The sequence below is a fragment of the Jannaschia sp. L-14R genome (assembly GCF_056857695.1).
Genome location: NZ_JBSXNP010000005.1, coordinates 41,036 through 56,067, shown reverse-complemented (window position 1 = coordinate 56,067; position 15,032 = coordinate 41,036). Strand labels below are relative to the sequence as shown.

The 15,032-nt window shown below is 58.3% G+C and carries 14 protein-coding genes; 9 read left to right on the top strand and 5 right to left on the bottom strand.

Annotated features, from left to right (window positions below; all coding sequences use genetic code 11):
* The 4 genes from AC13C2_RS00720 to AC13C2_RS00705 all read left to right on the top strand — a co-directional run bounded on the left by AC13C2_RS00720 (position 1) and on the right by AC13C2_RS00705 (position 5,114).
* On the top strand, positions 1-3,081 hold the full coding sequence (locus AC13C2_RS00720; protein ID WP_482885632.1) for an efflux RND transporter permease subunit: 3,081 nt from the start codon (positions 1-3) through the stop codon (positions 3,079-3,081).
* 76 nt (positions 3,082-3,157) lie between these two features.
* Positions 3,158-3,526: an acyl-CoA dehydrogenase family protein gene (locus AC13C2_RS00715; RefSeq protein ID WP_074838771.1), complete on the top strand. Its 369-nt coding sequence runs from the start codon at positions 3,158-3,160 to the stop codon at positions 3,524-3,526.
* A gap of 49 nt (positions 3,527-3,575) precedes the next feature.
* Positions 3,576-4,142 carry a biotin transporter BioY gene (locus tag AC13C2_RS00710; protein WP_074838768.1) on the top strand — a complete coding sequence of 189 codons (567 nt, stop codon included), beginning with the start codon at positions 3,576-3,578 and terminating at the stop codon, positions 4,140-4,142.
* A gap of 153 nt (positions 4,143-4,295) precedes the next feature.
* Complete coding sequence (locus AC13C2_RS00705) at positions 4,296-5,114, top strand: MBL fold metallo-hydrolase (RefSeq protein ID WP_074838765.1); 819 nt, start codon at positions 4,296-4,298, stop codon at positions 5,112-5,114.
* A gap of 62 nt (positions 5,115-5,176) precedes the next feature.
* Here the strand turns inward: AC13C2_RS00705 and AC13C2_RS00700 are convergent, their stop codons facing one another.
* The 3 genes from AC13C2_RS00700 to AC13C2_RS00690 form a co-directional block, all read right to left on the bottom strand.
* The gene (locus AC13C2_RS00700) at positions 5,177-6,019 is read right to left on the bottom strand and encodes a hypothetical protein (RefSeq protein WP_111368590.1); all 843 of its coding nucleotides are present in this window, start codon (positions 6,017-6,019) and stop codon (positions 5,177-5,179) included.
* Between the two features lie 236 nt (positions 6,020-6,255).
* Entirely contained in the window at positions 6,256-6,684 is a 429-nt protein-coding gene (locus tag AC13C2_RS00695; RefSeq protein ID WP_057821026.1) for a hypothetical protein, read from the bottom strand.
* A 308-nt stretch (positions 6,685-6,992) separates the two neighbouring features.
* Positions 6,993-7,562 carry a hypothetical protein gene (locus tag AC13C2_RS00690; protein WP_482885631.1) on the bottom strand — a complete coding sequence of 190 codons (570 nt, stop codon included), beginning with the start codon at positions 7,560-7,562 and terminating at the stop codon, positions 6,993-6,995.
* Between the two features lie 18 nt (positions 7,563-7,580).
* Here AC13C2_RS00690 and AC13C2_RS00685 point away from each other — a divergent pair, with 18 nt between their 5' ends.
* The 5 genes from AC13C2_RS00685 (at position 7,581) to scpB (ending at position 11,659) form a co-directional block, all read left to right on the top strand.
* Positions 7,581-8,681 (top strand): transposase, encoded by a 1,101-nt coding sequence (locus tag AC13C2_RS00685; RefSeq protein WP_482885630.1) that lies wholly within the window; start codon positions 7,581-7,583, stop codon positions 8,679-8,681.
* Positions 8,650-9,516, top strand: a complete 867-nt coding sequence (locus AC13C2_RS00680; protein WP_093039160.1) for a TniB family NTP-binding protein — start codon at positions 8,650-8,652, stop codon at positions 9,514-9,516. The genes AC13C2_RS00685 and AC13C2_RS00680 overlap by 32 nt, the downstream gene beginning before the upstream one ends.
* Entirely contained in the window at positions 9,513-10,448 is a 936-nt protein-coding gene (locus AC13C2_RS00675) for a TniQ family protein (protein ID WP_175544817.1), read from the top strand. The genes AC13C2_RS00680 and AC13C2_RS00675 overlap by 4 nt, the downstream gene beginning before the upstream one ends.
* A 105-nt stretch (positions 10,449-10,553) precedes the next feature.
* Positions 10,554-11,057: a DUF1403 family protein gene (locus tag AC13C2_RS00670; RefSeq protein ID WP_482885629.1), complete on the top strand. Its 504-nt coding sequence runs from the start codon at positions 10,554-10,556 to the stop codon at positions 11,055-11,057.
* Positions 11,054-11,659 (top strand): SMC-Scp complex subunit ScpB, encoded by a 606-nt coding sequence (scpB, locus tag AC13C2_RS00665; RefSeq protein WP_482885628.1) that lies wholly within the window; start codon positions 11,054-11,056, stop codon positions 11,657-11,659. Before AC13C2_RS00670 ends, scpB begins: the two co-directional genes overlap by 4 nt.
* A gap of 135 nt (positions 11,660-11,794) precedes the next feature.
* Here the strand turns inward: scpB and AC13C2_RS00660 are convergent, their stop codons facing one another.
* Together AC13C2_RS00660 and AC13C2_RS00655 are read right to left on the bottom strand one after the other, a co-directional pair.
* On the bottom strand, positions 11,795-13,231 hold the full coding sequence (locus AC13C2_RS00660) for an argonaute/piwi family protein (RefSeq protein WP_482885627.1): 1,437 nt from the start codon (positions 13,229-13,231) through the stop codon (positions 11,795-11,797).
* Positions 13,228-15,030: an SIR2 family protein gene (locus tag AC13C2_RS00655; protein WP_482885626.1), complete on the bottom strand. Its 1,803-nt coding sequence runs from the start codon at positions 15,028-15,030 to the stop codon at positions 13,228-13,230. The genes AC13C2_RS00660 and AC13C2_RS00655 overlap by 4 nt, the downstream gene beginning before the upstream one ends.
* Positions 15,031-15,032 lie beyond the last annotated feature (2 nt).

The following is a 15,032-nucleotide window of genomic DNA, read 5'->3' as shown; positions in this document are numbered from 1 at the left end:
ATGGCACTCAGCATCACACGAGCGAGCATCGAGCGTCCTGTGGCGGTCTGGCTCACCATCATCTTCTGCGTTCTCGGCGGCTATTGGGGGCTGAATACGGTCGGCCGCCTTGAAGACCCGAGCTTCACCCTCAAGACGGCACTCATCTTCGTGCCGTATCCCGGCGCCACGGCAATGGAGGTTGAAGAGGAGGTCGCAGACGTCGTCGAAAACGCGCTGCAGCAGATGAAGCAGCTCGACCGGGTGGAATCGAAATCGATGCCGGGCATGGCGCAGATCACCGTCGAGATCGAGATGACCTATGGCCCGGACGAGATCCCGCAGGTTTGGGACGAGATGCGCCGCCGCATCAGTGATATCGAGGGGGATCTTCCGGCAGGGGCGCAACCGCCCATCATCAATGACGATTTCGGCGACGTCTATGGCATGTTCTATGCGGTGACGACCGAAGGTCTGAGCCCATCGGAGCAAAGGGACTTGGCCACGACGCTGCGGCTCGGGCTGGTCACTGTCGATGGCGTCGCCAAGGCCGAGGTTCAAGGCCTCTCCGAAGAGGTGATCACCCTCTCGATCCCGTCTGCACGCCTCGAGAAACTGGGCCTTCCGCCGACCCAGATCCTGGGAATTCTCGCAGACGAAAACCAGGTGTTCTTCAACGGCGAGATCACCGAGGGCCCCGCCCGCATCGGCCTGTCCGTTCCGCCGGGCTATATCAGCCCCGAAGGCATAGAGGAGTTGCGGCTGGGCACGGCCGGAAATGTCGGCCAGATCGCCGTCAGCGACATCGCCACCGTCACACGGGAGGCGGCCGAACAGCCCAGCCAGATCATCCGGCAGAACGGCAAGGCGGCCTTCACCCTTGGCGTTTCCGCGTTGACGGACCGAAACGTGGTCGCTGTCGGCCAGGAGGTTTCAGCGCGGCTGGAACGGCTCAAGTCGGAGCTTCCCGAAAGTGTCGAGATCATTCCGATCTACGAGCAGCATGTCGTGGTGGACGAAGCCGTTTCAAGCTTTCTCGTCAGTCTCGGACAGTCGGTCGCGATCGTGGTCGGTGCCCTGATGCTGACCATGGGGTGGCGCGCCGGCCTCGTGGTGGGCGCGACCCTCGGACTTACCGTTTTCTCCACGCTGTTCTTCATGTCGGTGTTCGGGATACAGATGGAACGGATCAGCCTTGGCGCCCTGATCATCGCGATGGGTATGCTGGTCGACAACGCCATCGTCATCACCGAAGGCATGGTGATCGGCATGGCGCGTGGCAAAAGCGCGGAAGACGCGGCGGCCGAGACGGAATCCTCGACGTCCATTCCCTTGCTGGGGGCAACCGTTATCGGGATCATGGCGTTTTCCGGTATCGGGCTGTCGCCCGATGCGACGGGCGAGTTCCTGTTTTCGCTTTTCGCCGTGATCGCCATTTCGCTGCTATCAAGCTGGGTTCTGGCAGTCACGGTCACGCCGTATCTTGGCAAGCTGCTGCTCAAGGCCCCCAAGAACACCTCGGACGATCCCTACAAGGGCCCGTTCTACGGGATTTACCGCGGGGTTCTGTGGACGGCGCTGCGCGCCCGCATCCCGGTCGTTCTGACGATCATCGGGATCACCGTCTGGTCGGTCATGGCTTTCGCCCAGGTCAAGCAGGCCTTCTTCCCCGCCTCGAACACGCCTATTTTCTACGTCGAGTTCCAGATGCCGCAGGGAACCGATATCAACACGACCGACGAAGAGATGCTGCGGCTTGAGCGGATACTTCTGGATGAGGATGCTGTGACCGGGGTAACGGCCCTCGTAGGGCGGGGGGCAAGCCGCTTCATGCTGACATACAATCCGGAACAGGCGGATGCCAGCTATGGCCAGCTCATCGTCCGGGTTGCCGACGCCGCAACGATCCCGGCGATCGCGAGCAGGCTCAACCGGGATTTGCCAGCCGAATTCCCCCACGCTCTGATCCGTGTCGAAGAAATCGTGTTCGGACCGCCGGCCGGTGCCGATGTTGCAGTTCGTTTCTCGGGCCCCGATCCGGTCGTCCTGCGCCAGCTCGCGGATGATGCGATGAGGATTTACGAGGAGGCAGGAACCATCACCAATCCGCGCACCAATTGGCGGCAGCGTGAGATCCTCGTCGAACCCATCGTCGATGAGGCACGAATGCGGCTGGCTGGCGCAACGCGCGGAGCGATCGCGGATACCATCCGCTATGGAACGTCCGGACTGCGCGTTGGCGACCTACGCGAGGACGACGTGTTGATTCCGATCCATCTCCGGCTTCCCGAGAGCGAACGCGACGGAGTTGACCGCCTTCGTGACCTATCGGTGTGGTCCGATGGGGCAGGGTCCTATGTACCCATGGCCAACCTTGTCGAAAGGTTCGATCCCCGTCTTGTCGAGGCACTCATTCACAGGCGCGACCGAGAGCGGACAATCGCCGCCCTCGGCGGTGCCCGCAGCGATCTCACCGCGGATGAGGCATTCCGAAGCGTCCGCACCGAGATCGAATCCATCCCGCTTCCCGACGGTTATGCAATGGAATGGGGCGGCGAATTCGAAAGTGCGCAGATGGCTCAGGAGTCGCTTGGCAAGCAGCTTCCCCTGGGCTTCCTGGTCATGTTGACGATTTCGATTTTGATGTTCAACAAAGTCCGCCAACCGCTGATCCTGTGGCTCGTGGTGCCAATGTCCGTGACGGGCATGGTCCTGGGGTTGCTGTTCACCGGTCTGCCCTTCACATTTACGGCCCTGCTCGGCTTCCTGTCGCTTTCGGGAATGTTGATGAAGAACGCAATCGTTCTCATCGAAGAGATCGACTTTCTACGTGCACAGGGTGTGCCCGATTACAAGGCGGTGATCGACGGCTCAGTCAGCCGTCTTCGCCCTGTGGTGCTCGCCGCCGGCACGACGATCTTTGGCATGATTCCGCTTCTGCCCGATGCGTTTTTTGCCTCGATGGCGGTGACGATCATGGGCGGCCTCGCCTTTGCTTCGGTCCTGACGCTCGTCGCGGTTCCGGTGCTCTATGCGCTTCTGTTCCGGATACGGCCACCGAAACGGGACGCACAGTCGGACGGCCTAGCGGCGACCGCCTGACACAACGATCCTCCCTAAAATAGGATTTCGAGCCAATTTGAGGATAGCGGAATGGCCCAGAAAAAACAAAACCGGAGTGGATCGTCGCGAAGCTCCGGGAGTCCGACGATCCCAGGGCGCCTCGTGCGGTGTCCTATGGGACAAGCAGGTGGTGCGCCAGCGGCTGGCAGACTGCCAGACGAGGATCGCGGCGGGACGGCAGCTGGTCTATCATGCCGCAGGTCTGGACGCGGCGGGCCACGATTGCGTGCAAGAGGTCTCGATGGTCAAGGCCTATTGCGGCGAACTGGTAAACAGCGTGCTCTACGACTGCGTCCAGTTTCACGGCGGCATGGGCTATATGCGCGAAACCCCGGTTGAACGCATGTCGCGCGACGCCCGTGTTCAGGCCATCGGCGGCGGTGCGAGCGAGGTCATGCTGGAAGAAGTCGCCAAGCGCATGTGAGCTTCCCTATCCAGCAAATCAACGATCTACAGAAACAAGGACGAAACAGATGAATTTGGAAGCCACTCAACGCCAACCGGTCGCAAGACTGACCCGAGAGATCTCAATAATACTCATCGGCACAATACTTCTGACACTATCCGCCAAAATCGCGGTGCCGTTCTACCCGGTACCGATGTCAACACAAACCCTGGTGGTCTTGGGTCTCGGCCTTTTCCTGGGGCCGGTGCGCAGTAGTCTAGTTGTCGCTGCGTACCTTCTGGAAGGTCTGTTTGGCCTGCCGGTTTTCGCTGGCACGCCTCCCGCACCGGCGGGTCTGGCCTATTTTGCGGGTCCCACTGGCGGATTCTTGATTGGGTTTGCGCTCGCGGCGGCGGCTGCAGGATGGATGGTTCAAAAGCTGGCAGGGCTTCCGCCTTCAATCAGAGCATCTGTAGCGGTCCTCTCCGGTTCGATACTTATGTATTGCGCAGGGCTATTCTGGTTGGGTGGCTTTGTCGGCTATGGCGAAAAATTGCTGAACGCCGGGCTTTACCCGTTCCTGCTTGGAGACCTGACGAAGGCAGCAATTGCTGTAGTGCTGTATACAGGTTTCCATAATCGGGGTCACGCTTGACTGCTGGGCTTTGTTGCCTTGTTCCAGCGCCGGTTCTGACCGGCGCTGGACGCCAGCCCGAGGCTTCCAAAGCTATGCAAAGCAAAAGGCGGCTTTGCAAGTCCCAGACTTTTCACTGTCAGAAAGTGGTCGTATTCAATGACAAAACGCAGCATGTTTCACACAGAGCCGGAACCGTGTCGCGCGCGTGCAGAACAGGTGGCCGAGGGAATCCTGAGGATCGTTGCGAGCAATCCCGGGAAGATGACCTATCACGGGACGAACAGCTACATCATTGATACACCTGACGGTCGGTTCATTCTCGATCCGGGTCCAGCAGAAGACAGTGCACATTTCGAAGCAATTGTCGAGAATCTGGGAGGCAACCCGGCCGGAATTCTAGTGTCACACCACCATTCCGATCATTTCGGTGCCGTGCCGGGATTGCGCGAACGGACAGGTCTGCCCGTTTATGTTTCGCGTGCCTTTCCAGACGATGCATTTCAACCCGACGGGTTTTTGGAAGACGGGCAAAGGATTGCCGGTCTTACTGTCCTTCACACACCCGGTCACGCGAGCGATCACCTCTGCTTTGCGAGGCTGGATGGAGTGTTATTCACGGGCGACCACGTGATGAGTTGGAACAGTTCGATCGTCAGCCCCCCTGACGGCAACATGCGTGATTACTGCGACCAGCTTCAACGGCTTATTGATCGCGACGATAGGATCTGCCTGCCGGGTCACGGGCCCGTACTCCAGGATCCGCGCCCTTACATCGAACGGTTACTTGCCAACCGGATGCGCCGCGAGACCCAGATCCTCAAGCATCTCCTAAATACTTCCGATACAGTCCAGAATATCGCCGCTTCAGTCTACAAGAAATCTGACCCGCATATTGCAATGGCCGCCGAAAGGAATGTTGTGGCTCATTTACAGAAACTTCTTTCTGAATCGCGAGTGGCTCAGGAAGAAGGGATCTGGAGGGTAAATTAACATAAACTTAACTATCGGATCTTTACGTTCACACGCAGGGTTTTCCCGGCCCCAAAGCGAGCCTACCTCGAAATCTCGCCTGCCAACACCGCTCGTCCGTGCACCGCTAAGGTTGCTGAGAACCTCTGACACCCAAACTTGCGGATTACATCCAGTACTCGCGCTTCGTAGGCAGCGTGACCGATCAAACGACACAGGTCGGACGCGTGGAACTGGCGGTTCGCAGTCGGGGCGGCTTGCATCTGTCTCAGCAATTCGCGCTCTTTGGGGTCTGCTACCCGTTTCTGCGATGGTTTCACCTCGGGACGAGGCGGAGTCCCTGGCGAATTCCGCCATCGTCGCATAAAGCCAAGCAGGAAGCCGGCCGGCACCTTTCCGTTGCCTCGGGACCGGTTGAAGGCGAGGAAGCGATCCCAGATGACCTGGGTGTCGATGTTCCAGCAGGGCAACGTGGCCTTCGCTGCTTTGATGAGCTCTGCCCAACTGGTCTGAAAAACGTTCGAACTCTCGGTGATTTCGATCAGCCCTGAGAAGATAGTTTTGTTATTATTATCTCTAGATAGTGATGTGTCGCCTTCACCTGACACGAGATCATGGGTTTCACTCTCCTCGTCGAAGGCGGAAAACCGAAAGATCCAGGGCGCGAACTTGCCATTCGGCTTCGCCCGCTCGAGCTGCAACTCCGACGTCTCAAGTTCGCTCAAAAGAACCGAAAGATATTGTCGTGAGACACCCATCTTCTCCGCCAGGGCAGAGAGGGTGAAGGCTGCCGTTCCGCGCGGCAAACCGTTGTAGCCATCCTTCCAGGCGATGGCATCGAGGATGAGAGTAGCAAGCTTGTGCGCAGCAACAGAGAGATTTGTCTGCGTGATCCGTCGCAGGATCAGGCCGGTCGTAGGTTCCATGGTCGAGGTCTCCTTGGAGATCCGACGCCATGTCGTGAGACAACAACATTCTTGCCAGCAAAACAACTTTGCTGGTTGCAGGTGTTTTGGCGGTGCGCTAGGAAACTCTTGTTCACGGAGTTTTCTAGCACGGCGTCAGGCTTCACGGTCTGGCGTCGTCTCCTTTTTGGGGGCTTTGCACAGCCTTTCGTGCGGGGTTGTGATGACGCGCGCGGCAAGACCGCGTGCAGATTTTGTCAGTAGCGAACTTCTTCAGAACCATAGTTCCCGGCGTGATCACGCCAGTCGACGAAGACGGAGCGGTAGAAGTAGCTGCCGCATCCATTCGGGATGCTCAGGCCAGATGCAGCCGGCACTTGGCCCACGTTGGATCTTGTCCATCGGTAGTCGCCCTGCACTCCGTAGGACCCCAATCGCGTGGAATCGGTGCGATTGCAGTCGCCATCTCGGTTTTCATGCTGGCGGTACTGAATGTGATAGACGCGAATGCTGCGCACGAAATCAAAGGCGTCGCCTGAGATGTCGATGTCGGCTTGTTCATCCGCCTGGACGCGAACAAGGGGTATCGGAGTCGATACCTGCGGTTCGGGCGGATCGCGAAACGTGATGTCATAAAGGCGTTCCATAGGCGACAACGGACTTGGTTCGTTGAACGACACACCCATCGGACACCGCCAGATTTGTAGGGGCGGCTCGATCGGCCATGGCGTGATCCGCCGAATGAAGACCGCTCTGGCATGGGCGCAGGGCGCGGAGGCAGGCCAGCCGCCCGCAAGGCAGAGGAGGATCGCACAGTCCACTTGATAGGCCTGAGCCGGACCTGACGAGGCCATTAGTCCGGATATGCTTATTGCCGTGGCTGTTGTCACTGTACCCTAATTAATCAGAATCGGGCCTGAATTTGTCCCATAAAATCAATGGCGGTTTGTACCCTTAATTTTCATATTGTACCGTTAATTACCATACTGTATCCTTAATTGCCGTACGGTCGGAACTGTGGATAAGTGTCGGCCTGTTGGGGTGGGGGATTTACGTGGCCAGCGAGCGTATTGCGAAACATCGTGCAGCGGTTCTTCGGCCGATCCTGGAGCTTGAGAAGAGGGGCGAGCCGATCAGCGCTGCTATCGGGGACGCCGCTTGGGAACTCGGCTTGGCGAAAAGCCACACATGGTCGCTCTACCGGCGTCTGAGAGAGAACGATGCACGTGCCACGGCGTTGGAGTTGGACCGTCGCGGGCCGAAACCGGGGTCGAAACGGATCGCACAAGACGTCGAAATCATCATCGATGAGAGTCTGGAGCGCTACTATCTGGTTCGTGAGCGCTCGAGCTTTCTTCGCATCTGGCGCGAGATCCGTGCCGAGTGCGAAGCGAAGGGGTTTCAGCCCCCGACCCGGAAAACGGTCAAAGCCCGTCTCGACGCGATGGATCAGCGAGAGGTCTTCCGGAAACGGCGCGGGGCAGAGGAGGCTGACAAGGTTTTTGCCGCGCGTCCTGGCCGCCTTGAAGTTTCGGCCCCGCTGGAAGTCGTTCAGATCGATCATACAACTTCGGACATCACGTTGGTCGATCACGTCAATCGACGGCCGCTTGCGCGCCCCTATCTGACGGTGGCCATCGATGTCGCGAGCCGGATCGTTCTTGGGGTCTATGTCACTTTCGATGAGCCATCTGTCTTGTCGATCGCCCTATGTCTCGATCACTGCGTGCGCCGGAAATCGGTGCACGTCCCTGGAACTATGGAAGAGTTGGTTTGGCCGACGGCGGGCATTCCGAAGGCGATCCACGTCGACAATGCGCAGGAGTTCCACAGCGATGCCTTCAAAGTGGCCTGCGAAGATTGGGGCATTTCTGTCGAGTATCGTCCGCTTGGCGGCAAACACTATGGCGGCCATGTAGAACGGCTGATCGGAACGACCATGGGTGCCGTTCATGTACTGCCCGGGACGACGCATTCCTCAATCGTCGAGAAGGGCGACTATGACAGCGAGAAGCATGCGGCCCTGACACTGACCGAGTTCGAGGACTGGCTTCATCTCGAAATCTGCCGCTACCACAATACGGTTCACGAAGCCCTCGGCCGAACGCCGTTGGCTGCCTGGGCTGACCTCGGCGGGGATACTGCGGGGCGGCAGGTCGTTGACGTCGAAGCCTTTCGGACGAGCTTCTTGCCCTTCGAGTGGCGCCAGCTCGGGCGTACCGGGATCACGCTCTTCGGGGTCCATTACTGGAGTGATGTCTTCGCGTCGTTGGTCGGACGCGGGCAGGGCAAGGTGCAGGTGAAATACGATCCGCGAGACTTGTCGCAGGTCTGGGTCATCACCGGTGATGGCCGTGTGACCCCGGCGCGCTACCGGGATCTCTGCCACCCGCGGATCTCGCTTTGGGAAAGTCGGCGGGCGCGGAAAGATTGGCAGGAAAAACACGGTGGCCGGATCAACGAGCGGGTCCTATTCCAATTGATTGACGCGCAACGGCGGCTGGCCGAAGCGGCGCGCCAAAAGACAAGGACTGCCCGGTTGGAAAACGAAAGAGGTGCTCGGCTTCCCCGGCACCAACCACGTCGCGATCCGTCACGCGAAATGTTCGCGATCGACACGGGCAATCCTGATCTGCCAACCTATGAGATTGATGAGTTTAATGACCCCAGACGAAAGAATTGACCGTATCCGCGGCGATCATTGGATCGCGTTCGACCGTGCCACCATCGTTCTCAACCGATTGACATCCCTGATGGAAATGCCACAGCAAAGCCGGATGCCAGGGTTGATGGTTTATGGCAGCTCTGGCATCGGAAAGACGATGATCGCCAAGCGCATGGCGAGCAAATATCCAACGCAGTACAACGCCCAACTGGGCGCCACGAAGACACCCATACTGCTGGTTCAGGCCCCGCCCGCACCGGACGAAAGACGCTTCTATCAGCACATCCTGGCGACGATTGGGGCGCCGATGTGGGGCCGGCATACCGTGTCCGAGCTCGAGGTGCGCGCGCTCAGTCACCTTCGGGACATGGACCTTAGGATGTTGATGATCGACGAGGTGCACAATCTGCTTGCTGGCAGCTACCGGGAGCAACGCCGTTTCCTGAACATGCTCCGGTTCCTCGCCAACGATCTCTGCGCCTCACTCGTTGTCTTCGGTGTGAACGAAGCCCTGGAGACGGTTCGAGGAGACGATCAATTGGCCCGACGTCTAGACGAACACTACCTGCCGCTCTGGGAAGACGATGTGGAGTTCTCTCGCCTGATCCAGACACTGATCGCGGCGATGGCGCTTGAGCAACGCTCAGGCCTGACGGTGGCGTCGCTTCGGACGATCCTGAAGGTTACCGGGGGTGTGACCTCCCGCGTGTTTATCATGATCAAGTCCCTGGCTATCGATGCGATTGAGACCGGAGAAGAGCGGATCACGGACGAAGCAGTTCAGGCCTGGCAACCGGTTTGGACGAAGCATGCCTGGAGCATTCCTCGCCAGCCCGTTGCTACATTCGGGTGAACGTCAAACCGCTACCGTTTCGGCCACCGCCAGCGCGCGATGAGCTTCTGTCCAGTTGGATCGGGCGATTGGCAAAAGCCAATCACTGTTCTGTCGAAGAGCTTTGCGGCTATCTCGGCTTGGGGCAGGGCAGGGTGCCGGAGCGTATCAACGATCCCGGAGAGATGGACTGGGCCCGCCTCTGCTCGGCAGTTCAACGGACCCGGAATGAAATCGCCGCCATGACCCTTCCGGATACGGTGCATCATGCCGTACGATACGTGTCACGGCATGACTTCCAGTATTGTCCGGGGTGCACGGAGCAAACACCCGGTCTCGCTCTTCGTCATTGGCGCTTCGCGTGGTCGATGACCTGCGAAACCTGCGGTCAATCCCTCGCGGCGAAACATCCAGCCGAAGCCGTATCAGACCGGCTACTTGCGCGCGCTGCACGTGGCGCGCAGGTCTGGGAAACGGCTGTGGCGAGCAACGATCTCAGGCGTTTGCGCCGAATGGATTTGACCCTGTCTATTGTATCGATTCTGGGCGTCGGCAACTCAGCGTCCGTCATCTCCATGAACGAACTCGAAAGATTGATGGCACTTGCTGCGGTTGGTGTCGGCATGACCCGTCCCTTGTTGGGTGCCGCCATCATGCTGAGAGGAAACGGCCAGGTGGTTCGGGAGTTGCGCCGCGTCTTTCCTCAGCATCGCAGGGTGATCGAGCGGGTCCGTGGGTTGTCGCGTGACCTCGATCAACAGTTGACGGGACTGCGCGAAACGGGGCATCCGACCGGCCAGGAAACACACGGAATGAGCCGCCCAAATGCATCCGAGAGCGCTTTGCGAGCAGCACGTCAGGCCATCTCAGAGCTCGGACACGATGCAAATCGTCAAGCGTTACTGGCGCGCGCCGATGCAATCTGGACGCGCTCAAGTGGGGTTAAATCCTGAAGCGAGCAGCCTGTGGATATATTGTAATTAAGGGTACAAAAGTGCCCCAAAATGCCCTGAACCCGCAGAATCTGATTAATTAGGGTACAGTGACACCATGGTCCGTTGTCGGGCTGCGTCGCCGCCCTGCGCGCCGTGCTTGAGGCCGACGACAGGGCGGAACGAGTCGCCTGCCTTCTATCCGATGTTGTCCTGGCACGGGCGCTGAACCGGAAGGCGGTGCTGCCGGTTTCGGCGCAGCACCTGACGAAGACGGCGCTACGTGACTTAAGCGCGAACGGGCAGGGCGCAGAACTGGCAGCGCAGGCCCGGGTCCACGAGTCCATCGAAGGGACGATCCGGATGGCGCGCGAACTGGCTCGTCGCGCCGAGGCGCTTCGCGCCGTCGCACCAAAACTGCGAGCCAAAAGATCGGACGCGGCGGTCGAGCTGTTCCTGACCGAGGATGCCGTGGCGCCTGCGTCGATGCTGTCGCCGCGCATCCGGGGCACCTCGATCCCCATGACCGACCGCGCTGCTCGGCGGTTCTGCGACCGGCTGGTCGAGCTGGGCGTGGCACGGGAACTGACCGGGCGGGCGACGTTCCGGCTGTATGGGATCGCGCCATGACGGTCGCGACCCGGAAACGAAAACCGGCGGACGAGGGTGGCGCCGTCTTTGACCGGGAGCTCGACGATCTGCCGCAGGAGTTGCGCTGGCGCGAATGGATGGGGCGGATCGAGGCTGTGCTCTTCGCCAGTGCCTCGCCTGTCGGTCGTGAGGACCTGGCGCGCGTCGTGGGGCAGGGGGCCTCGGTCGAGATGCTGATCGAGGACATCCAGGCCGAGCTCACCGGGCGGCCTTATGAGTTGGCACAGGTGGCCGGCGGCTGGATGTTCCGAACGAGGACGCAGTTTGCCGATGCCATCAAGGCGGCGGCCGATCTTGGCGAGCAGTCGTTGGCCTTCACTGAAATGGAAATGGGCGTGCTCTGCGCGATCGCCTATCACCAGCCGATCGACCGGGCGGGGCTGGCGGACATTTTTGGCAAGGAGGTCAGCCGCGATCTTTTGGCCCGGCTGCGGTACAAGGACCTGATCGCGAGCGGCCCGCGGTCGCCGAGACCCGGGGCGCCGCATACCTTCGTGACGACAGAGACGTTCTTAATGACCTTCGATCTGCAGAGCTTGCGGGATCTGCCGGAGCTGGAGCTACAAGGCTCTGACGCTTAGGTTCGGTCTTAGCCGCATGCCATGACTTTGGTTTTTGACCTCAGTGGCTAACATCGCCACTGCGCGGGCCTTAAAAGCTTCTACGATTAGGGCGGCTTTCACAGACTCCACGATGTCTGCAATAGAAAGGAGGGATCACATGAAACACCGGAAATCAAACACTTGGTCCACAAGCGTAGGATTTTGCTGAATGATCTCTGCAAAACGGCCCGAGTAAACCATCGTTACCGGTAGCTTCTTGTAAAGGGTGTTGTTGTTCCAATCCATTTTGGTCAGCGCGAGGATACCGCTGACAGTTTCATGCCAGCCGCCATCTCCAGAGAAACGTCGCAGCAAGAGCGGCGACGGCGTTGGTTTGAGGGCACCCTCCTTGTAGACGTTGTAGCGTGGATTTTGCAGTTGAACACCTAGGACACTGCCTTGCGACCAAGCTAGGGCCTCAGATGACGAGACTGGCACGTAGGTGCCGCGTTCGACTGGGTAATTGTAGGGTTTGGGCTTCTCAGCACGATTGCCTTGCTGCGCCGACTTTCCAGAGGTGTATCGCAGACCCATCCAATCGGTGGATTGGACAATCTGCACAAGTTCGACTTCCGTACCGTCATTGAAGCTATCAAGCGCCGCTTCAATCTCCTCCTCCTTGAATTCGGTGTTCTTGTGGATCGTAATTTTCTTCGGCGTTCTACCGACATGGCCTGATTGATAGACGTGCAGGCTCTTCGCTAGAACCGACTGCATCTCGAAATACGAAAGATACGGATTGTGACGGCGATCCTCTGTGAACTCCTTCGCGTCGTAGGCCACAAATTGAAATCCCGTTCCGTCAGGATCGAACACCTGGCTGCAACAGGTCGTGTACTCTTGACCTCCACCATCATTTTTTCGCCGTGTTGCGTAACTGATGCCAATAAAGGCTTCTTGCGGATCAAGCCCCGTAAGTTTCCAAGGCTCGCCCCGAGCTTTGGCAAACAGAGCAACAGACAAACCCCACATCACATTGGCCCTGCACGATCTATCGAAGCTGTCTTGGTTCAATATCTGGATCGGAATACCGGTGGGCGCACAGTAAGCTTTGATAAAGTGATGGAGATTGAAGCTTTCACCCTCAAAGCAATCACTCCAAGCGCGCGGGAGGTAGACCAGCGCGACATCAAATCTTTGTCGTTCCGCACGGAGCTTGATTACTTCGTTGAGCAAAGCCCGCGCCAAGCCCATCTTATCGCGCGCCGCTGCAAGCCGGTTCAGGTCATCCGGCAGCGTAAAACGCATCGCTTCATCGACATCGGCAATCGGCGTGCGCATGAGTGCTTCAAAACCTGGATACTCAGGATAGTAGGCCGGCGCCTCTTTCGGCTTTGCCGGTGAGCCCAGTTCCCGGACCAACCCATCGATCCGCGCTAAGTCGGCTTGTGGAGCAACAACAGCGAACCGAACCACCGAAGGTGCCCCGAACCTGAGACTGAAGGGGCCGTGATCGATGAGACCGCGCAGAGGGTGCCGGTCCGTCCGACCACCATGAAAAATTAGCTCTGGTTCTGGAGCGATTGAATATGCCGGAAGCGCATCAGTCATGTCCTGCCCCTCTTCATCGCAAAACCTGTCTGCGTCGAGAATCCGAATACTGGGTTTGCAAATCCCGTATCGCCATCAAACGGCGAGAAGGTCACTTCGACATCTCTGCCCGCATGGTCCGATAGGATTCCTATCCAAGCCGAAAGCATCCGATCATGTTTGTCATTGCGTCGGTCAGCCTTACGCTTGTCCAAAAAGTTCGTTGCATGCTGCCGCGCAAATCTTGGCCATATCCAGACATCAGGTTTTAGAAGTAGCCAAAGCCGATTGTCCGCATAGCCAAGCGACATATGCACCGCCTCAGCGAAGTGAACTTGGTGTACTGCCTCATGCTCCTCAGTAGCCGGTAGGGACAGACCCGGCACGGATCCGGTCACCTTGCCGGTCTCGCGGTGCAAATCCTCCAGGATGCCAACGTCCAGCGCTTTATGATCAACGATCAAAGAGACCCCCGACCCCTGCCGCCGTTGGAGGAGCGGCCGCACCCGGCAGATCGCCCGCGCCAGTCCCTCTTCGAGAAAGTTCTTAATGTGAAGTCGTGAGCCCGATCGCCAGTCAGGATCGAACGTCACTTCACTCTTACCGAGAAACTCTGCACCAAAAGTATCTTCGATATCTTGTCGCCCACCCCAAGCCAGGACCTTGCCGTCAAAGGTGAGAACCGCACTCGTTTCCGGCTGTCGCTTGAAGTCGGCAATCGCTTCCCAGCTTGAGGTGGTCTTCAACTTTACTTCGGCACATGTCGTGGGGACTTTGGTCACTGGTAGGCCGTTGAACCGCAAAAGCGGCTTGGTACCCTTCGGTTCCGGCACCGCGATCTGGACAGTCCCCGCTCGACCTTTGCGTACCTTCGCATCCAAGCCATCTGGCTGATTTGGAAGATTGCGCCACAGCCGAAGCATAACTGTGTCGTAAGTCTCAATGTCCACGAAATCAGCGCGAACCCCGGCAGCCTTCGCGCCTTTCATTAGCGATGCGACGCTGTCAATCGGCGTCGAACCCCGCATCTTCATCCAATAGAGTCCGTGCGGAAACGGGTTGGGTGCTTCCAATATGGCATGAAACAGAGCCATGACACTCTCGTCGCGGCCCGAGTATCCGGCGACCACAAAACCGAACCGCGCCCCTGCCATTGTCATGCTTTGAGAGAGTTGAACGTTCTGCGTTGCCAGATCCGACGACAAATTCTTGATGCTGTCGTACTGAAAATCTCCATGTAGTTTACAGTAGATAGGGAACTGCTCGTTGTTGAGCGCCGATACAACGTTGTGAGCGCCCTCAAGGTGATAGGCTGACAAGGGCTTCCCAGATATTTCCGCAACGGCCTTTTCGACAACCGGATCAAAATTGGTCGTAAACGCCATGCGGCACAAGCCGCCTGACAACAAAGCGCCAAATACGCGGTTTCCTACGGCTAAACGAACACGATCTTCCGCCAAAATACTCGAAATATAGTTCCGTTGACGCTCGCGGTCTTCTCCGAAAATCGTCTCAAAATATGTCGTGTACTCTTCGGCAGACCAGCGCTCTGGAAATCCGCGTGATCGCAAGTAGCCTTCAATTTGCGCCCTTACCGCGTCGTTTTGTAGATCCTTTGTTGAGAAGTTCTGGTTTTCTTCACTGCAATAATACCGTCGTTTCAAGTCTGTGATGACATCTTCTGCAGTCGGAAGATTCGCATTACGCGACGCGCCCGCCCCAAGGAACCATGCGAAGCTTTCGGGGCGCTCGCAAAATATTCGCGCAAACTCAGCTTGGTTCATAATACCTGCCCAATACATCAATACCGAAGCAAACATAG